Raw genomic sequence first — 18,297 nt, 5'->3', positions numbered from 1 at the left:
CACGTGCGGATCGGAGCACTGCTAGCGCCAGCCGCACCCCGGCTGCGCCTGCTCGCGGGCCGGGGGGAGCTGGACCGGGTGGTCTCCGGGGTGGTGACCACCGACCTGCACGACCCCGGCCGCTACCTCCAGGGCGGCGAACTGGTGCTCACCGGGATGCTCTGGCGCACCGGCGAGGCCGACTCCGAGCGCTTCGTCCGCGGCCTCGCCGCGGCCGGGGCGGTCGGCCTGGCGGCGGGCGAGGCCGAGGTCGGGCCGGTCCCCGAGGACCTGGTCGAGGCCTGCGAGCGGCACCGGATGCCGCTCTTCGCGGTGCCCGAGGACGTGGCGTTCGCGCAGCTCACCGAGTACGTGGTGCGGCAGGTCTCGGCCGACCGGGCGGCCGACCTGTCGGCGCTGGTGGACCGGCACCGGGCGCTGGTCTCGGCCAGCGGCGGGGCCGGTCTGGACGCCGTCCTGGAACTGCTCGGCGGCGACCTGGACCTCGACTGCTGGGTGCTCACCCCCAGCGGCCGGGTGGTCGCCGGACCACCCGACCGGCTCAATCCGGGCGAACGGGAGGAACTGGTCCGGGCGCACCTGGACGGCCAGCGCCGCCGTTCCGGCCCCTCGGTCCGGGCCCGGGTGGGCGCGCGCGAGTTCTCGGTGCTGCCGGTCGCGGGCGAGGGCACCGGCCTGCTGGCGCAGTGGCTGCTGGCGGTCGAGGGCGACGTCACCGAGTGGACCCCGAAGCGGCAGCAGCTGGCCGAGAACCTGGCCCGGCTGGCCGCCGCCGAGCGCGAGCGCCGGGACGAGAGCCGCAGGCTGCGCAGCAGGCTCGCCGACGAGGTGATCACCCTGCTGCAGCGGGACGCCCCGCCGGAGGAGCTGCGCCGGGCGCTGGAGGCCTCGCTGGCGATGACCCGGCCCGAGGGCACCGGCAGCCCCGAGTCCTGGGTGGTGGTCTCGGCCGAGGGTGTCGGGCTGCCGGACGGGGCCGTCCGCGAGGCCCTGGTCGAGGCGCTGACCGGCGCCGACGACCGCTCGCTGATCGGCGGCGGCGGCAGCGGCGCGGTGCTGCTGGTGCCGGAGGCCGCCGACGGCACGGCGATGGCCGACCGGCTGCGGGCGCTGCTCGGCCCGCTGGGGGCCGGGCTCGGCGCGGAGGGACGGCTGACCCTGGGCGCCAGCGCGCCCGCCGCCTCGGCCGGGGGCCTGCGCGGGGCGCTGGAGGAGGCCAGGCACGCCCGCAGGATCGCCGCGTCGCGGGTCGGCCGGATCTGCGTCAGCGGCCCGGAGGAGCTGGCCTCGCACGTGCTGCTGCTGGCCGCGGTGCCGGACGAGGTGCGGCGGGCGTTCCGCAGCCGGCTGCTGGACAAGGTGGTCGAGTACGACCTCGAACACCAGGCCGACCTGGTCCGCACGCTGGAGGCGTTCCTGCGCTACGACGGCTCCTGGACCCGCTGCGCCGCCGCGCTGCACGTGCACGTCAACACGCTGCGCTACCGGATCGGCCGGATCGAGGAGCTGACCGGGCGGGACCTGGGCCGGCTGGAGGACCGGGTGGACTTCTACCTGGCTCTGGAGCTCTCCTGACGGGCGCTCACCCGCCCGGCCGCGGCTGACCGGCGGCTGACCGCCCGTCAGCGCAGACTGGGCCCATGCGCCGTCCTCCGTTCCTGCTCACCGCCGTACTGGCGGCAGTACTCGGGCTGGCCGGGACGGCCGGCCTGGCCGGGTGCAGCAGCACCGGCGGGCTGCGGGCCGAGCAGGCCGCCCGCTCCGCCGCGTCCGGCGGGGGCGGCTCCGGGGTGAGCACTCCGCGCTGGACCTTCGCCATGGTCACCCACGCCGGCAGCGGCGACTCGTTCTGGGACACCGTGCGCAAGGGCGCCCAGCAGGCGGCGGCCAAGGACAACGTGAACTTCGTCTACTCCAACGACGCCAACACCGCGAACCAGGTCCAGCTGGTGCAGGCGGCGATCGACCAGAAGGTGGACGGGCTGCTGGTCACCCTGGCCAAGGGCGACGCGATGAAGGCGGTGCTGGCCAAGGCCGAGGCGGCCGGGATCCCGGTGATCACGGTCAACTCCGGCGAGGAGTTCTCGGCGAAGTTCGGCGCGCTGGCCCACGTCGGTCAGGACGAGGCCACCGCCGGACGCGCCGCCGGGGCCGAGCTGAAGCAGCGCGGGCGCAAGAGCGTGCTGTGCGTGATCCACGAGCAGGGCAACGTCGGGCAGGAGCAGCGCTGCAACGGCGCCAAGGCGGCCTTCGGCGGCGCCTGGCAGGTGCTCTACGTCAACGGCACCGACCTGCCGGACGCCAGGGCGGCGATCGCCGCCAAGCTGCAGGCGGACCGCTCGGTGGACACCGTGCTGACGCTCAGCGCCCCGCTGGCCAACGCCGCGCTGCAGAGCGTCGCCGACGCCGGGCGGGCCGCGGGGAGCACCGAGGAGGACACTTTCGACCTCAGCAGCCAGGTGGTGGCCGGGCTGGAGTCCGGCAGCATCGGCTTCGCCGTGGACCAGCAGCCCTACCTGCAGGGCTACGAGGGCGTCGACCTGCTGTGGCTGTACAAGTACAACCTGAACGTGCTCGGCGGCGGCAGCCCGGTCGCCACCGGGCCGCAGATCCTCACCAGGAAGGACGCCCCGGCCCTGGCCGGCTACGTCGGCCGGGGCACCCGTTGACCGGGCCGGAGGTGCTGGCGGGCGGCGACGAGCGGCTCGCGCCGCGCTCGGCGGCCCGGCGGCTGACGGGGCGTCCGGAGCTGGGCGCGCTGGTGGCCGCGGTGGCGGTGTTCGCCTTCTTCAGCGCGGTCACCTCGACCTTCCTCACCGCGGGCGCGCTGGGCACGGTGCTCTACTCGGCGTCCACCATCGGGATCATGGCGGTGCCGGTGGCGCTGCTGATGATCGGCGGCGAGTTCGACCTGTCGGCCGGGGTGCTGGTCACCACCGCCGCGCTGACCTCGTCCATGGTGTCGTACCAGCTCACCGCGGTGACCTGGGTCGGGGTGGCGGTGTCGCTGCTGGTCACGCTGGCGATCGGGCTGTTCAACGGCTGGGTGCTGGCGCGGACCCGGCTGCCCAGCTTCATCGTCACCCTGGGCACCTTCCTGATGCTGACCGGCGCCAACCTGGGCGTCACCCAGCTGGTGGACGGGACGGTGGCGACCAAGTCGATCGCCGACATGCAGGGCTACCGCTCCTGCGCCTGGCTGTTCGCCGGGTCGTTCACGGTCGGCGGGATGACCTTCCGGGCGACCGTGTGGTGGTGGCTCGGGCTGGTGCTGGCGGCCAGCTGGATCCTGCTGCGGACCCGCTTCGGCAACTGGATCTTCGCGGTCGGCGGCGACGCGGGCGCGGCGCGGGCGGTCGGCGTCCCGGTGGCCCGGACGAAGATCGCGCTGTATCTGGGGGTGGCCTTCTGCGGCTGGGTGCTGGGCCAGCACCTGCTGTTCTCCTTCGACACGGTGCAGTCCGGCGAGGGCGTCGGCAATGAGCTGATCTACATCGTGGCGGCGGTCATCGGCGGCTGCCTGATCACCGGCGGCTACGGTTCGGCGGTCGGCTCCGCGCTGGGGGCGGCGATCTTCGGGATGACCGGCAAGGGCATCGTCTACGCGCAGTGGGACCCGGATTGGTTCAAGTTCTTCCTCGGCGCGATGCTGCTGCTGGCCACCCTGCTGAACGCCTGGGTCCGACGCCGGGCGGAGCACGCGTGAACGCGCCCCCGGCCGATGCCGCGCCCCTGGCTGATGCCGCGCCCCTGGTCGAGCTGGTCGACGTCGGCAAGAACTACGGCAGCGTGCTGGCGCTCCGCGACGTCTCGCTGCTGGTCGAGGCCGGTGCGATCAGCTGCGTGCTGGGCGACAACGGCGCGGGCAAGTCCACCCTGATCAAGATCATCGCCGGGCTGCACGCCCATGACGCCGGCAGCTACCGGATCGCCGGGGAGGAGGTCCGGCTCTCCTCGCCGCGCGAGGCGCTGGACCGCGGCATCGCCACCGTCTACCAGGACCTCGCCGTGGTCCCGCTGATGCCGGTCTGGCGGAACTTCTTCCTCGGCTCCGAGCTGGGCAGGTTCCGGATGGACGTCCCGACGATGCGCGCCACCACCAGGGACGCGCTGCTGCGGATGGGCATCGACCTGCGCGACGTGGACCAGCCGATCGGCACCCTCTCCGGCGGCGAGCGGCAGTGCGTGGCCATCGCGCGGGCGATCCACTTCGGCGCGAAGGTGCTGGTCCTGGACGAGCCCACGGCCGCGCTCGGGGTCAAGCAGTCCGGGGTGGTGCTCAAGTACGTCGCCGCCGCCAGGGACGCCGGTCTCGGCGTGGTGCTGATCACCCACAACCCGCACCACGCGTATCTGGTGGGAGACCGCTTCCTGCTGCTGAAACGCGGGAGGATGGCAGGCAGCCACACCAGGGCGGAGATCACCCTGGAGCAGCTGACGGCCGAGATGGCCGGCGGCTCCGAGCTGGCCGAGCTCAGCCATGAGCTGCGGCGGGCCGGGGTCGCGCCCCCCGAGTCGGAGAGTGGAGCGGACGGAACGTGAGCGGCACGCCGTACACACGCGGGACCAGCAGGCGGACACCGCGCACCTTCGTCCGCAGGGGCGGGGCCCCGCGCCCCTCGCTGCTGCGGCTGCCGACCGTCGGCATCGACATCGGCGGCACCAAGATCGCCGCCGGGGTGGTGGACGGCGAGGGCCGGATCCTGGAGCAGCTGCGGACCGAGACCCCGCACCGGAGCAAGAGCCCCCAGGTGGTCGAGGACACCATCACCGAGCTGGTGCTGCAGCTGGCGGACCGTCACGACGTGCACGCGGTGGGCATCGGCGCGGCCGGGTTCGTCGACGCCGACCGGGCCCGGGTGCTGTTCGCACCACACCTGTCCTGGCGCAACGAGCCGCTGCGGGACGCGCTCAGCAGCCGGCTGAAGCTCCCGGTGGTGGTGGAGAACGACGCCAACGCCGCGGCCTGGGCCGAGTGGCGGTTCGGCGCGGGTGCGGGCGAGGACCACCTGGTGATGGTGAACCTGGGCACCGGCATCGGCGGCGCGATCGTCCGCGACGGCTGGCTGGAACGCGGCCGGTACGGGATGGCCGCGGAGTTCGGCCATATGACCGTGGTCCCCGGCGGGCACCGCTGCCCGTGCGGCAACCGCGGCTGCTGGGAGCAGTACTCCTCAGGGAACGCGCTGGTCAGGGAGGCAAGGGAGCTGGCCGCGGCGGAGTCGCCGGTGGCCGAACCGCTGCTGGAACGGGTCGGCGGGGACGTCCTGGCGATCACCGGGCCGCTGGTCACCGAGGCCGCGCAGCAGGGCGACGCGGTGGCGGTCGAGCTGCTCCAGGAGATCGGCCACTGGCTCGGCCTCGGCATCGCCAACCTGGCGGCGGCGCTGGACCCGGGCCGCTTCGTGATCGGCGGCGGGGTCTCGGCGGCGGGCGAGCTGCTGGTCGGCCCGGCCCGGGAGGCCTACCGGCGCAACCTCTCCGGCCGCGGCTTCCGGCCGGAGGCCGACATCGTCCTGGCGAAGCTGGGCAACGAGGCGGGCCTGGTCGGCGCGGCCGACCTGGCCCGCCAGGTGGCCCGCCGCTTCCGCACCGTGAAACGCAGCCGGGTGGAGCGGCAGACCCGGGGCTGACCGCGGGGCGGCAGCACCCGCCTGTGCCCGTCCCCGGGTTGAGGGGGAGGATGGGGGAGAGTGGATTGTCGCCCGCTGAGGAGCTACGGAGGAGCCATGCGTCTCACCAAGATGGGCCATGCCTGTGTCCGGCTGGAGAAGGACGGGCAGACGCTGGTCCTCGACCCCGGCGTGTTCACCGAGGCCGAGGCCCTGGACGGGGCGGACGCCGTGCTGGTCACCCACGAGCACTTCGACCACTTCGAGGAGTCGCGGCTGCGGGCCGCGGCCGAGGCCAACCCGGCGCTGCGGATCTGGACCAACGGCGCGGTCGCCGAGCAACTGTCCGGCCTCGGCAAGGGCCGGGTGCACGTGGTCGGCCACGGCGACACCTTCACCGCCGCCGGGTTCGACGTCGAGGTGCACGGCGAGTGGCACGCGGTGATCCACCCGGACCTGCCGCAGATCGAGAACGTCGGCTTCGCCCTGGACGACGGCGCGCTGTTCCACCCGGGCGACGCGCTGACCGTCCCCGACCGGCCGATCCGCACCCTGCTGCTCCCGGTGCACGCGCCCTGGTCGAAGACCGCCGAGGTGACCGAGTACGCGGTGGCGGTGGGCGCGGCCAGGACCTACGCGGTGCACGACGCGATGCTCAGCCCGATCGGCCTGGCCGGGGTCGAGCGCTTCGCCGGAATGCTGGCCCCGAAGGCCGGCTACCAGCGGCTGGCCCCGGGCGAGGCCGCCGACCTGGGCTGACACCGGGCCCCGGCCGCGAAGCCCCGGCCGGAGCCGCTATGCGGTGAGCAGCGGCCGGAGGAAGCCGGACTCCAGTCGGACCACCAGCGGCGGCCCGAACCGCTTCGCCGCCAGCATCAGCGGGACCGCGACCACCGCGCCGACCACGAAGCCCACCAGGACGTCGTGCGGGTAGTGCGCGCCCACCCAGATCCGCGAGAAGCCCATCACCAGCGCGGCCAGCACCGCGATCGCGCCGAGCCTGCGGTCCAGCATCAGGATCGCCGCCGCTGCCGCCGCCGCGATCGCGGAGTGGTTGCTCGGGAAGGCCCAGTCGCCGATCCCGGGACAGGGCTGGATCGTGGCCGGTGAGGTGATCACCTGGCAGGGCCGGGGCTCGTCGAAGATGCTCTTGACGATGTCGTTGGCGACATAGGCCAGCACCACGGCCACCGGAACCGCAAGCGCCAGCGCCATCGAACCGGCGCTGCGTGCCTTCCGGGCCTGCCACCAGCACCAGAGCATCATCAGCGCGAACAGTCCGAGGCCGTAGCTGGCGTAGAACGAGACCAGGTCGTCGAACCAGTGCGGAGCGTTCTGCGCCTGGACGATGAACCAGTGGTAGAGGCCGCCGTCGATGGACGCGCCGTTGAGGGAGAGCAGGGTCACGAGCGGGCCGCCTTGCGGCTGCGCATCAGCTCCAGGGCGATCGGGATCAGCGAGAGGACCACGATCAGGGCGATGATGGGCAGCAGGTAGGTGTCGATGTTGGGGATGCTGCTTCCCAGGCCGTAGCCGGCCAGGGTGACGCCGACGGTCCAGAGCAGGCCGCCGACGATCTGCCACAGCGTGAAGGTGCGGACCGGGACGTCGAGCGCCCCGGCCATCGGGTTGAGCACGGTGCGGACCACCGGGATGAACCGGGCCAGCACGATGGCCTTGGCGTGCCCGTACTTGGCGAGGATCTCCTCGGCCCTGGCGGCGCCCTGCTGGAGGTGCCGGTTCTTGTTGCGGGCCAGCAGCGCCTTGCCGCCCTTGTCGCCGATGATGTAGCCGACCTGGGCTCCGGCGATCGCGCCGACGACCGCGCAGACCAGCACCTCGGCGAGGTTGAGGTGGACCCCGTTCTTGCTGGTGGTGCAGAGCAGCCCGGCGGTGAACAGCAGCGAGTCGCCGGGCAGGAAGAAGCCGACCAGCAGACCGGTCTCGGCGAACAGCACGGCCGCGATGCCCAGCGCGCCGAACGCGGCGAGCAGGGAGTTTGCGTCCAGCGGATTCAGCGCCAGACTGGTCAGCGCTGTGGGATCCGGGATCATGGAGGTCACGCTCCTGCGGGTGGCATCGTGGGACACTGTCTACAAAGTTGTAGTCGACCTGTGCCACTGTAGTGGATGCCAGGAGTCGTTCTGTCGGAAGCGGAGTCCCTTGTCTCTGATCGGAAGCCCGTGATCGGGCCGCAGCGCCGTCACCCCGGTGAGCTGGAAACAGACGTCCTCACCGTGCTCTGGGCGGCCGGGGCCCCGCTCGCGCCCGCCGAGATCCAGCGGGCCCTCGGCGGCGACCTCGCCCGCACCACGGTCAACACCATTCTCACCCGACTCTTTGAGAAGGGGGTGCTGGTGCGCACGCGTGTCGGGCGCGCCTTCGCCTACGCGCCTGCGCACGAGGCGCAGGACGCGCCGGGGCTCGCGGCCCGGCGGATGCGGTCCGAGCTGGAGAAGGAGGCGGACCGGCAGACCGTGCTGGCCCGCTTCGTCTCCGGCCTCAGCGACGAGGACGAGCGGCTGCTGCGCGGCCTGCTGAGCCCGCCCCCGGCGGAGGAGCAGCGGTGAGGTTCGCGGTGTGGGCCCCGCTGCTGTTGCCGCTGCTGGTCGCGCCGCTGCTGGCGCTGCCGCAGGTCCGCTCGCTGCCGGACCGGCTGCCGCCGCGGCTCGCCGCCTGGCTGCTGACCGGGACCGCGGTCGGCCTGGCCGGGGCCGGGACGGTCGCGCTCGGCCTGCTGGCGCTGACCGCGCTGCTGCACCTGCCCTTCGTCGCCGCGCTGGGGCATCTGGACCTGCCCTTCGCCCGGCACCTCGCCCCGGCCGCGGTGGTGCCGGCCGGCGCGGTGGCGGGCGTGCTGCTGCTGGCCCTGGTCGGACGGGCGGCCCGGGTGCTGCGGCGGCACCGCAGCGAGCGGACCGAGGCCTGGCGGCTGATCGCCGCCCAGCCGGGGTCCGCCGTCGCCGATCCCGCCGTCGCCGACCCCGACCCGGTCGGCGCTGACGGCCTGGCGCTGCTGCCGGGTGAGCTGCCCGACGCCTACGCGCTGCCCGGCGGCCTGCGCCGATCCGGGCGGATCGTGGTCACCCGGGGAATGCTGCGGGTGCTGGAGCCGGCCGAGCTGACCGTGCTGCTGGCGCACGAGCGGGCCCATCTGACCGGCCGTCACCACCTCTTCCTGCTGCTCGCCGACCTCTCCGCGGCGCTGCACCCGCTGCTGCTCCCGCTCCGGGACGGCGCGGCCTACGCGGTGGAACGCTGGGCCGACGAGTCGGCCGCCGCCTCGGTCGCGGACCGCAGGCTGGTCGCACGGGCGATCGGCCGCGCGGCGCTGGCCGGCGGCGGGCACGCGCCGCTGCGGATGGCCGCCGGCCCGGTCCCGCGCCGGGTGGCCGCGTTGCTCGGGGCGGGCCAGGACCGGAGGACCTCCCGCCGCGGCGCGGTGCTGGTGGCGGCGGTGCTGGTGGCGGCGCTGGGGCTGTCGCTGGGCACGGCGCTGGACGCGGCGACGGATCTGCACGCCCAGGTCGAGGTTGCGCAGCAGGGCCGCTGACGTCGAGGTTGCGCGGCAGGGCCGCTGACAGCGGCGAGGATGGGCGCATGGCCTTTGAGACGCTGACCTTCGAGCTGACCACCGGCGCCACGGAAACGGCGCTCGACCTCACCGACCGCTGCGACGCCTTCCTGCGCGAGGTCGCGCCGGGGCGCGACGGGCTGCTCAACGTGTTCGTCCCGCACGCCACGGCGGGCGTCGCCGTGATCGAGACCGGCGCCGGGAGCGACGACGACCTGCTGGCCGCGCTGCGGGAACTGCTCCCGGCCGACGACCGCTGGCGGCACCGGCACGGCAGCCCGGGGCACGGGCGTGACCACGTGCTGCCGGGCCTGGTCGCCCCGCACGCCACCCTGCCGGTGATCGGCGGGCGGCTCGCGCTGGGCACCTGGCAGTCGGTCGTGCTGATCGACACCAACCGGGACAATCCCCGACGCACCGTCAGGCTCTCGTTCCTGGGCTGATTCCGAGGGTGACCTCCGCGGTGCGGGCTCGTTGAAAAATTCATGGCATGGACACTGTCGGTGCGGGTTACCGGCCGGTATAAATCTCGTGGCGCACATCACACCGTGTGCCACCCACAGAGCCGTGGAGGCCTCATGCGCCGACCCAGCGCACGCCCGCTCCGCAGGACCACCCGTACCCTCGCCACCCTCCTCGCCGCCGTCGGCCTCACCGTGGCCGCCGTCGCCGCGGCCTCGCCGGTGGGAGCGGCCGAGCCCGGCTACGCCGCCCTGGGGGACTCGTACTCCTCCGGGGTCGGCGCCGGGAGCTACATCAGCTCCAGCGGTGACTGCGACCGCAGCACCAAGTCCTACCCGTACCTGTGGCAGGCGGCGCACCAGCCGTCGTCGTTCACCTTCGTCGCCTGCTCCGGCGCCACCACCGCGGACGTGCTGAGCGGTCAGCTGTCCGGGCTGAACAGCTCGACCGGTCTGGTCAGCATCAGCATCGGCGGCAACGACGCCGGGTTCGCCAGCAGCATGGAGACCTGCGTGCTGGACGGCACCAGCTCCTGCCTGTCCGCGGTGAGCACCGCCGAGGCCTTCATCAACGGCCCGCTGGCGGCCAAGCTGGACGCCACCTACGCGGCGATCCGGGCGCACGCCCCGAACGCGCACGTGGTGGTGCTCGACTACCCGCACCTCTACCAGGTGCCGGGGAGCTGCCTGTTCGGCATCAGCGACACCTCGCGCACCGCGATCAACGGCGCGGCCGACCAGTTGGACACCGTGATCGCCAAGCGCGCGGCCAACGCCGGCTTCAGCTTCGTCGACGTGCGCGGGGCGTTCACCGGGCACGAGATCTGCTCCAGCGACTCGTGGCTGCACAGCACCACGCTGCCGATCGACGAGTCCTACCACCCCACCGCCGCGGGCCAGTCCGGCGGCTTCCTCCCCGGCTTCACCGCCGCCGCGGGCTGACCCTCCCGGGTCCGCGCCGAGCGGGCAGGGGCGTCCGGCCGGTCACATCGGCGGGCCGGACGCCTCCGCGTAGAGGGCTTCGATGTCGTCGGCGTAGGTTTCGGCGACCGCTCGGCGGCGGAGTTTGAGCGAGGGCGTGAGCAGCCCGGCGGCTTCGGTGAACTCGCCCGCGAGGATTCGGAAGGCGCGGATCGACTCGGCCCTGGAGACCGCCGTGTTGGCGCCCACCACCGCGCGCTGCAGCTCGTGCATCAGGTCGGGGTCGGTGCGCAGGTCGACCGCGGTGGCCGGCGGCTTGCCGCGCCGCTGCTGCCAGTTGGCCAGCGCCTCGGCGTCCAGTGCCAGCAGCGCGCCGACGAACGGGCGGTTGTCGCCGACCAGCATGCAGTGCGCCACCAGCGGATGCGCCCGCACCCGGTCCTCCAGCACGGTCGGGGCGACGCTCTTGCCGCTGCTGGTGACGATGATCTCCTTCTTCCGGCCGGTGATGGTGAGATAGCCGTCCTCGTCCAGCTCGCCCAAGTCGCCGGTGGCGAGCCAGCCCTGACGGAGGATCAATCCGGTCTCGCCGGGGTCGTCCAGGTACCCCTGGAACACCTGGCCGCCGCTGACCCAGACCTCGCCGTCCTCGGCGACCAGCACCGTGGTCCCCGGCACCGGGTGCCCGACCGTGCCGAACCGCGGCCGGTCCGGCGGGTTGGCGGTGGCGGCGGCGGTGCACTCGGTCAGGCCATAGCCCTCGTAGACGGTGATCCCGGCCCCGGCGAAGAACAGCCCCAGCTCGCGGTTCATCGCCGAGCCGCCGGACATGGCGTGCCGCACCCGGCCCCCCAGCACCGCCCTGACCTTGCTGTAGACGGCCCGGTCGTAGACCTGGTGCTGCAGCCGCTGGCCCGCGCTGGGCCCCGGGCCGTCGCCGAAGGCATGCCGCTCCTGCGCGGCGGCGTAGCGCACCGCCGCGTCCACCGCCTTCTCGAACGCGGGCAGCTTGCCCGCCTCCTCGGCCGCCTCCCTGGCCCGCTGCATCAGCTTCTCGAAGATGTAGGGGACGGCCAGGATGAAGGTCGGCCGGGCCGAGGCCAGGGCGGGCATCAGCTCGGCCGGGGCGAGGCTCGGCTCGTGCGACAGCCGCACCCCCGCGCGCAGCGCCGCGACCTGCACCATCCGCCCGAAGACATGCGCCAGCGGCAGGAACAGCAGGGTGCTCGGCTGCTCGCTGTTGTTGTTGCGGAACACATGGCTGTAGCGGGCGACCAGGTTGTCGGTCTCGGCGGCGAAGTTGCCGTGCGAGAGCACGCAGCCCTTGGGGCGCCCGGTGGTGCCCGAGGTGTAGACGATGGTGGCGACGGTGTCCGCGGTGACCGCGGCGCGGTGCCGCAGCACCAGGTCGTCCGGGACGGCGCGGCCGGCCAGCTCCAGCATCCGCAGCGCGCCCGCGTCCAGCTGCCAGATGCTGCGCAGCTGCGGCAGCGCGTCGCAGACCGAGCCGACCGTCATCGCGTGGTCCTCGTGCTCGACCACGCAGGCCACCGCGCGGGAGTCGGCCAGGATCCAGCGGACCTGCTCGGCCGAGGAGGTCGGGTAGACCGGGACCGGCTGCGCGCCGATGGTCCACAGCGCGTAGTCGAGCACGGTCCACTCGTAGCGGGTGCGGGACATCAGCGCGACCCGGTCGCCGAAACGGACGCCCTGGTGCAGCAGCCCCTTGGCGGTGGCCAGCACCTCGTCCCGGAACGCACGGGCGCTGACCGGGGCCCAACTCCCGTCCTCGGTGCGGCGGGAGAGCTGGACCAGATCCGGTTCGGCCTCCGCCGCGGCGTAGACCGAGTCGGCCAGGCCGCCGGTGGGTGCGGGCTCCACCAGTGCCGGCACGGTGAACTCCCGCACGTCCAGCTCCCCTCGCGACCGACGCCTCGTTGCGACCGGACCCCGCAAGTTACCGGACGGTTAAACCCGCAGCCAGGGTCCGATGTGCGGTTGCGTCTTATCTCCACTCAATCCGCACGAAAAGGTGCAGGTTGTGCGCGGTATTGACGGCGCGGCGGGCCCGCCCTAGCTTAACTTACTACTCGGTAAGATAACTCCGCCCAGGCAAGGAAGCCGCCCATGGCCAGGATCACTGTCACCGCCGCCGACGGCGCCGCGCTCGCGGCGTACACGGACGGTCCCGACGACGCCCCGGTCACCCTGGTCCTGGCCCACGGCTGGACCCTGGACGCGAGCGCCTGGGAGCAGCAGGCCCGCGCGCTGGCCGGAGCGTCCGGCGCGGGCGGCGGGGTCCGGGTGGTGCGCTACGACCAGCGCGGGCACGGCCGCTCCGACGGCGGCATCACCCGGCCGTGGAGCATCGACCTGCTCGGCCAGGACCTCGCCGCGGTGATCGGGCAGACCGCGCCGGAGGGACCGCTGGTCCTCGGCGGGCACTCGATGGGCGGGATGACGGTCATGGCCCTGGCCGCCGCCCGCCCCGACCTGGTCGCCGAGCGGGTCCGCGGCGTCCTGCTGACCAGCACCTCCGCCGGGCGGCTCGATCCGCGCGGACGCAAGGACGCGCCGCTGCGGCAGCGCGCCCTGGGGCACGCCGAGTCGGCCTTCTTCGGCTACTGCTCACGGACCGTCACCAGCTCCACGTGGGTCCGCGGCCACCTGCTGCCCGGACCGGCCGGGCGGATCAACCCGTACCTGGTCAAGCGCTACCTCTACGGCCCGGCCGCCACCCGGGAGGCGGTGCTGGCCGGGGCACGGATGATCCACGACTGCCCGATGGCGGCCGTCGCCGACTGGTTCCCGGCGCTGATGCGGCACGACAAGGCCGGGGCGCTGGACGCGCTGAAGCTGCTGCCGGTGGAGATCGTGGTCGGCGACCTGGACCGGCTCACCCCGGTCGAGCACAGCCGCCGACTGGCGCGGGAGCTCCCGGACGCCCGGCTCCGGGTGGAACCGGGCTGCGGCCACATGCTGCTGGTCGAACGCCCGGACGCGGTCACCGCCCGGCTCCGCGAACTCTGTGCGGCGGCGGCGGTGACGACGACGGCGACTGCGACTGCGACTGCAGAAGATACGCATTCCGGCCATTCCCGCACGATGTGACGAGGCTCGAACTGACGCGTCCCCAGGTAGTAGGCTCTCGCCCAACTCAGGGCAGAGTCCGCACTGAACCCTGCCCTGCCCTGGGTGACAATCCAGCCAACCAGTCACGTCCGCCTCCGCGTGCACCCCTGCGGTCGGCCCGGAGGAGCCCATGCGTTTCCGCAGCAGATCGATTCGCGCGAGAATCATCGCGCTGCTCCTCGTCCCGCTGGCCTCGCTGACCGGCCTGTGGGCCTACAACACGGCCACCAGCGTCAACGACGTCTGGAGCCTGACCCGGGCCAACAGCAACTTCGGCTGGCTCGGCCTCCCCTCGGAGGAACTGGTCGGCGTGCTCCAGAACGAACGGCTGGCCGCCGTCACCTACTCGGCCGCGCCCGGCAACAAGACCAGTCTGGCCGCGCTGCACACGGCGGAGGCCGCCACCGACCAGGTCGCCGCCCTGGTCACCACCCGCGCCGCCGACAGCGGCAAGGTCAACAGCCTGAGCAGCGGCCAGCGGACGGCGCTCAAGGCCGTGCTCAAGGGGATCAAGCAGCTGCCCGCGCTGCGGGCCGAGCCGACAGACCGTCTGGTGCGCTGGATGGACGTCTACCGGGACTACACCGACGCGCTGACCCCGGGCACCGACCTGGGCGTGCAGTTCAGCATCCTGCAGTCCAGCGACCTCACCCGGGAGGCGGGCAACCTGGTCGAGCTGGGCCGCGCCCGCGAGTACATCTCCCGCGAGGACGCCCTGATGTACGGGGCGCGTGCCTACGGGACCTTCGACACCGCCAGCTACCAGGCCTTCCTGGCCAGCAGCGAGGGCGAGCAACTGCTGTTCCAGGCACACGTGGACCAGTTGCCGGCCCCGGAGGCCGGACTGTTCCAGGACTTCGTCAACGGACCGGTCTACGGCGACCTCGGCAGCCTGGAGACGGCCGTGGCCAACCTCGGCCAGGAGTCCGCCGCCCAGCGGATCGACGGCCCCAAGTGGCAGACCACCCTCAACCAGGCCCTCAGCCAGCTCGACGGCATCGACTACCGGACCGTCACCCTCGCCAGGTCCCGCGCCACGTCCTATGTCAGGGACGTGGTCTGGAAGGACGCGGCGGTCGGCGTGGCCGGTCTGCTGGCGGTCCTGGTGTCGCTGATGCTCTCGCTGAGCATCGGCCGCCGCCTGGTCCGCGAGCTGACCGGGCTGCGCGACTCCGCCTTCGAACTGGCCGGGGTCCGGCTGCCGGAGGTGATGCGGCGGCTGCGCGAGGGCGAGCGGGTGGACCTGGCGGTCGAAGTGCCGCAGGTGCCGGTCAACGACGGCGGCCGGGACGAACTCGCCCAGGTCAGCCGGGCGTTCAACGCGGTGCAGCGGTCCGCGGTGCAGGCCGCGGTGGAGCAGGCCGAGCTGCGGCGCGGCATCGCCGCCGTCTTCGTCAACCTGGCCCGCCGCAGCCAGGCCCTGCTGCACCGTCAACTCACGCTGTTGGACGAGATGGAGCGCCGGGTCGAGGACCCGGACGAGCTGGAGGACCTGTTCCGGCTGGACCACCTGACCACGCGCATGCGCCGGCACGCCGAGGGCCTGATCATCCTCTCCGGCTCGGCCCCGGGCCGGAACTGGCGCCGCCCGGTGCGGATCCTGGACGTGGTCCGGGCCGCGGTCGGCGAGGTCGAGGACTACGCCCGGGTGCTGGTGCACCGGATGCCGCCGGTCGCGGTGGCCGGCGGCGCGGTCTCGGACGTGGTCCACCTGGTCGCCGAACTCGTGGAGAACGCCGCGGTGTTCTCGCCGCCGCACACGCAGGTGCGGATCCAGGGCGAGGCGGTCGCCAACGGCTTCGTGCTGGAGATCGACGACCGTGGCCTCGGCATGGGCGAGGAGGCGATGGCGGCGGCGAACGACCGGCTGGCGACCGGCGGCGACTTCGACCTCGCCGACACCGACCGGCTCGGCCTGTTCGTGATCAGCAGGCTCAGCGCGCGCCACGGCGTCCAGGTGTCGCTGCGGCGCTCCCCGTACGGGGGGACCACCGCGGTGGTGCTGCTGCCGCGGGACCTCCTGGCGGAGGTGCCCGCGCGGTCCGGCGACCCGGTCGACGCCCCCGGCGGCGGCGTCGCCGAGCAGACGGGCGAGCTGTCCCTGGAGCCGAACCGACACCGGGCCGGACGGGAACTGCCCCGGGGCGGTTCCGGCGATGGGTCGGGCGGGTCCGATGGATCGGGCGGCCTCGGCGGGTCCGGCGGGGGAGGCGGCGGAGGCCGGGGCCCGGTGCCGCAGCGCGGCCCGCGGCATGCCGCGCCGGTGCCCGCGCCCGCGTTGGAGGTCCAACTGGACGGCGAGGGAGGGGAACAGGGGGTGGCGGCCCTGCCGCGCCGCCGCCCGACCGTGCTTCCCTCCCGTGCCGAGGCCTACCTCGCCACCCACGAGGGCAGCGCCCGCGGCCCGGCGTCCGCCGAGCGGAGCCCGGCGCCCGGCGTCCCCACCCTCCGGCTCAGCCCCGCCGCGGGCGGCGAAGCCGCAGCGGACGACGACGGCCCAGGCGTCGGCTCCGCCGGGGACGCCGCCGCCCCCGGCGCGGCCCGGGGCGCCGACGGAGCGGGTGGCGCGGCCGCCCCCGGCGGGGTCCGGGGTGCCGACGGAGCGGGTGGCGCCGCCTGGCCGAGTGGTGACTCGGGGGAACTGACACGGGAGTTGAGGATCCGTCAGCCCAGCTCTACGCCGCAGCCTGGCTCCATGCCGCAGCCCGGCTTCACACCGCAACCCGGCTCCGCACCCCAGCAGGCCCCGCCGTCGCAGTCAGCCCCCGCTGCCGCACCACCGCTGCCGGGCGGCCCGTCGCAGCCGGGTGGCGGCTCCACGCCGCCCCCGCTGCTGCCGCGGCGGGTGCGACAGGCGAATCTGGCGCCGCAGCTCAGGGTGGCCACGGACATCGCGGCCACCGGCGAGCCCGGCCGGCCCCGGCCGCCGTCCGACGAGGCCACCCCGCAGCGCGAGCGCTCCCCGGAGGAGGTGCGGGCCACCTTCTCCTCGTTCCAGCGCGGCCTGAGCCGCGGGCGGGCCACCCCCCTGCCCGCCGACGACCCCGCGGAGCGGTCTGCCGCCCCCGTCGATGCCCCATCTGCCGCCCGTGCGAGCGGCGCCAACGATCCCTCAGCGGAAGGAACCGTCAGATGACCCTCGCGACCAAGCCCACCGGAGACCTCAACTGGCTGCTGGACGACCTGGTCCGGCGGGTGCCCGAAGTGCGGCACGCGGTGGTCCTGTCCAGCGACGGCCTGGCCACCGGCGCGTCCTCCGGGCTGACCCGGGAGGACGCCGAGCACCTGGCCGCGGTCGCCTCCGGCTTCCACAGCCTGGCGAAGGGCGCGGCCCGGCACTTCCAGGCGGGCGGGGTGCGGCAGACGATGATCGAGCTGGACCACGCCTTCCTCTTCGTCACCGCCGCGGGCGACGGCAGCTGCATGGCCGTGCTGAGCGAGGCGGAGGCCGACGTCGGCCTGATCGCGTACGAGATGGCCCTGCTGGTGAAGCGGGTTGGGGAGCACCTGGGCAGTGAGCCCAGGGCGGGCCTGCCCACCGTCCGGTGAACGCGGCCACGGGGGGCCCGTCCGAGCCGGACGGGAGAGGCCGGTCGGAGTCGGGGTCCGGCTTCGGCAGCGGACCCGTCTTCGACGGGACGTACGACCGGGTCGCGGACCGGTTGCGCGCGGGCCGCCGGGCCGCGGGCCCGGACCAGGACGCCGACGACGGCGGAGCAGGCTGGACCGAGGACGCCTGGACCGAGGACGACGCGGCGGCGGAGGACGAGGAACTGTCCCGGCTGGTCCGTCCGTACACCCTGACCCGGGGTCGCACCCGGCACGCGGAGGGGGCGGTGCTCGACGTCATCGCCCAGGTCATCGCCGCCGACTGGACCGGCCTGGCGGAGTCGGAGGCGGCGGAGCGCACGGACGGCCCCGAGTACCAGGCGATCCTGGAGTTGGTGCGGGAGCGTCCGCTGTCGGTGGCCGAGGTCGCGGTCGGGACGGACCTGCCGCTGGGGGTGGCCCGGATCCTGCTGGGGGACCTGCTGGAGGCCGACCTGATCCGGGTCAGCCGCCCGGTCCCCACTGCGGAGCTGCCGGACACCAGTGTGCTGCGGGATGTGATCCGGGGCCTGCGGGCGCTGTGACTCTCCGTCATTCTGGCTGGCAGGAACGATAGTTCGAGGGAATTCCACTCGGTCGGGTGAGTTTGCCACCCTGTGACTTGGCGCCTCACCCGTACGGGCAGTCCCTGGCCATGCCACGTCTCACAGGGGCCCCGGGGGAGTCGCCGTCAGGCCACCCCCCTGGCCCGACCCACCCCCACCAGCACACCCCGACGTTCCACCATGCCCCGACCCTCCCGCACGCCCCGACACCGACCCAGCCACACCCCACCGACCTCCGCGACCCCGCCAACCTCCCGCACCCGGCCAACCTCCACCACCCCACCGACCTCCGCGACCCGGCCAACCTTCCGCACCCGTCGGCCCTGCCGCACAGCCACGCCCACGCCCACACCAACTCCCCGGCCCCGACCGCCCCGACGCCCACGCAGCTGAGGCCGCCGGTCCACCCGCCCGCGCCGCCGCACACCCACACCCACACACCG

Annotated in this window: 17 protein-coding genes; 14 read left to right on the top strand and 3 right to left on the bottom strand. The window is 73.9% G+C overall.

Features of this window, described 5'->3' with window-relative positions:
* Positions 1–3: 3 nt before the first annotated feature.
* The 6 genes from ACEZDE_RS28900 to ACEZDE_RS28875 all read left to right on the top strand — a co-directional run bounded on the left by ACEZDE_RS28900 (position 4) and on the right by ACEZDE_RS28875 (position 6,371).
* Positions 4–1,575 (top strand): PucR family transcriptional regulator, encoded by a 1,572-nt coding sequence (locus tag ACEZDE_RS28900; protein ID WP_380542236.1) that lies wholly within the window; start codon positions 4–6, stop codon positions 1,573–1,575.
* A gap of 65 nt (positions 1,576–1,640) precedes the next feature.
* Positions 1,641–2,669, top strand: a complete 1,029-nt coding sequence (locus tag ACEZDE_RS28895; RefSeq protein WP_380542233.1) for a sugar ABC transporter substrate-binding protein — start codon at positions 1,641–1,643, stop codon at positions 2,667–2,669.
* Positions 2,666–3,706 (top strand): ABC transporter permease, encoded by a 1,041-nt coding sequence (locus tag ACEZDE_RS28890; protein WP_380542231.1) that lies wholly within the window; start codon positions 2,666–2,668, stop codon positions 3,704–3,706. The genes ACEZDE_RS28895 and ACEZDE_RS28890 overlap by 4 nt, the downstream gene beginning before the upstream one ends.
* Entirely contained in the window at positions 3,703–4,542 is an 840-nt protein-coding gene (locus tag ACEZDE_RS28885) for an ATP-binding cassette domain-containing protein (RefSeq protein ID WP_380542229.1), read from the top strand. The genes ACEZDE_RS28890 and ACEZDE_RS28885 overlap by 4 nt, the downstream gene beginning before the upstream one ends.
* Positions 4,539–5,633 (top strand): ROK family glucokinase, encoded by a 1,095-nt coding sequence (locus ACEZDE_RS28880; RefSeq protein WP_380542226.1) that lies wholly within the window; start codon positions 4,539–4,541, stop codon positions 5,631–5,633. The genes ACEZDE_RS28885 and ACEZDE_RS28880 overlap by 4 nt, the downstream gene beginning before the upstream one ends.
* Positions 5,634–5,729: 96 nt before the next feature.
* Positions 5,730–6,371 carry an MBL fold metallo-hydrolase gene (locus ACEZDE_RS28875; protein ID WP_380542223.1) on the top strand — a complete coding sequence of 214 codons (642 nt, stop codon included), beginning with the start codon at positions 5,730–5,732 and terminating at the stop codon, positions 6,369–6,371.
* A gap of 36 nt (positions 6,372–6,407) precedes the next feature.
* On the opposite strand, the gene ACEZDE_RS28870 is transcribed toward ACEZDE_RS28875, so the two are convergent.
* Together ACEZDE_RS28870 and ACEZDE_RS28865 are read right to left on the bottom strand one after the other, a co-directional pair.
* The gene (locus ACEZDE_RS28870; protein ID WP_380542220.1) at positions 6,408–7,019 is read right to left on the bottom strand and encodes a phosphatase PAP2 family protein; all 612 of its coding nucleotides are present in this window, start codon (positions 7,017–7,019) and stop codon (positions 6,408–6,410) included.
* Positions 7,016–7,666 carry a DedA family protein gene (locus ACEZDE_RS28865; protein ID WP_380542217.1) on the bottom strand — a complete coding sequence of 217 codons (651 nt, stop codon included), beginning with the start codon at positions 7,664–7,666 and terminating at the stop codon, positions 7,016–7,018. The genes ACEZDE_RS28870 and ACEZDE_RS28865 overlap by 4 nt, the downstream gene beginning before the upstream one ends.
* A 129-nt stretch (positions 7,667–7,795) precedes the next feature.
* On the opposite strand from ACEZDE_RS28865, the gene ACEZDE_RS28860 reads away from it, so the two are divergent.
* From ACEZDE_RS28860 to ACEZDE_RS28845, 4 genes are all read left to right on the top strand, one after another.
* Entirely contained in the window at positions 7,796–8,182 is a 387-nt protein-coding gene (locus tag ACEZDE_RS28860) for a BlaI/MecI/CopY family transcriptional regulator (protein WP_380542214.1), read from the top strand.
* A complete protein-coding gene (locus ACEZDE_RS28855) occupies positions 8,179–9,165 on the top strand; it encodes a M48 family metalloprotease (protein WP_380542211.1) in 987 nt (328 codons plus the stop codon). The genes ACEZDE_RS28860 and ACEZDE_RS28855 overlap by 4 nt, the downstream gene beginning before the upstream one ends.
* A 47-nt stretch (positions 9,166–9,212) precedes the next feature.
* Complete coding sequence (locus ACEZDE_RS28850) at positions 9,213–9,629, top strand: YjbQ family protein (protein WP_380542208.1); 417 nt, start codon at positions 9,213–9,215, stop codon at positions 9,627–9,629.
* Between the two features lie 135 nt (positions 9,630–9,764).
* A complete protein-coding gene (locus ACEZDE_RS28845) occupies positions 9,765–10,589 on the top strand; it encodes an SGNH/GDSL hydrolase family protein (RefSeq protein WP_380542205.1) in 825 nt (274 codons plus the stop codon).
* Between the two features lie 42 nt (positions 10,590–10,631).
* Here the strand turns inward: ACEZDE_RS28845 and ACEZDE_RS28840 are convergent, their stop codons facing one another.
* Positions 10,632–12,476, bottom strand: a complete 1,845-nt coding sequence (locus ACEZDE_RS28840; RefSeq protein WP_380542202.1) for an AMP-dependent synthetase/ligase — start codon at positions 12,474–12,476, stop codon at positions 10,632–10,634.
* 219 nt (positions 12,477–12,695) lie between these two features.
* Here ACEZDE_RS28840 and ACEZDE_RS28835 point away from each other — a divergent pair, with 219 nt between their 5' ends.
* The 4 genes from ACEZDE_RS28835 to ACEZDE_RS28820 all read left to right on the top strand — a co-directional run bounded on the left by ACEZDE_RS28835 (position 12,696) and on the right by ACEZDE_RS28820 (position 17,833).
* Positions 12,696–13,679, top strand: coding sequence for an alpha/beta fold hydrolase (locus ACEZDE_RS28835; RefSeq protein ID WP_380542200.1), 984 nt, complete (start codon positions 12,696–12,698; stop codon positions 13,677–13,679).
* A gap of 151 nt (positions 13,680–13,830) precedes the next feature.
* A complete protein-coding gene (locus ACEZDE_RS28830) occupies positions 13,831–16,836 on the top strand; it encodes a sensor histidine kinase (RefSeq protein ID WP_380542197.1) in 3,006 nt (1,001 codons plus the stop codon).
* The gene (locus ACEZDE_RS28825) at positions 16,833–17,249 is read left to right on the top strand and encodes a roadblock/LC7 domain-containing protein (protein WP_380542194.1); all 417 of its coding nucleotides are present in this window, start codon (positions 16,833–16,835) and stop codon (positions 17,247–17,249) included. Before ACEZDE_RS28830 ends, ACEZDE_RS28825 begins: the two co-directional genes overlap by 4 nt.
* Complete coding sequence (locus tag ACEZDE_RS28820) at positions 17,246–17,833, top strand: DUF742 domain-containing protein (protein ID WP_380542191.1); 588 nt, start codon at positions 17,246–17,248, stop codon at positions 17,831–17,833. The genes ACEZDE_RS28825 and ACEZDE_RS28820 overlap by 4 nt, the downstream gene beginning before the upstream one ends.
* Positions 17,834–18,297 lie beyond the last annotated feature (464 nt).

It is taken from the genome of Streptacidiphilus cavernicola, assembly GCF_042510955.1.
In the GTDB taxonomy this organism is placed as follows: Bacteria; Actinomycetota; Actinomycetes; order Streptomycetales; family Streptomycetaceae; genus Streptacidiphilus; species Streptacidiphilus cavernicola.
Note: the sequence above shows the minus strand (reverse complement) of the source record. Positions and strands in the feature narration are given on the sequence as shown.

Coding starts and splice junctions, on each gene's coding strand:
- ACEZDE_RS28895 (WP_380542233.1), top strand. CDS start 1,641: ATGCGCCGTCCTCCGTTCCTGCTCACCGCCGTACTGGCGGCAGTACTC.
- ACEZDE_RS28875 (WP_380542223.1), top strand. CDS start 5,730: ATGCGTCTCACCAAGATGGGCCATGCCTGTGTCCGGCTGGAGAAGGAC.
- ACEZDE_RS28865 (WP_380542217.1), bottom strand. CDS start 7,666: ATGATCCCGGATCCCACAGCGCTGACCAGTCTGGCGCTGAATCCGCTG.
- ACEZDE_RS28850 (WP_380542208.1), top strand. CDS start 9,213: ATGGCCTTTGAGACGCTGACCTTCGAGCTGACCACCGGCGCCACGGAA.
- ACEZDE_RS28845 (WP_380542205.1), top strand. CDS start 9,765: ATGCGCCGACCCAGCGCACGCCCGCTCCGCAGGACCACCCGTACCCTC.
- ACEZDE_RS28835 (WP_380542200.1), top strand. CDS start 12,696: ATGGCCAGGATCACTGTCACCGCCGCCGACGGCGCCGCGCTCGCGGCG.
- ACEZDE_RS28830 (WP_380542197.1), top strand. CDS start 13,831: ATGCGTTTCCGCAGCAGATCGATTCGCGCGAGAATCATCGCGCTGCTC.
- ACEZDE_RS28825 (WP_380542194.1), top strand. CDS start 16,833: ATGACCCTCGCGACCAAGCCCACCGGAGACCTCAACTGGCTGCTGGAC.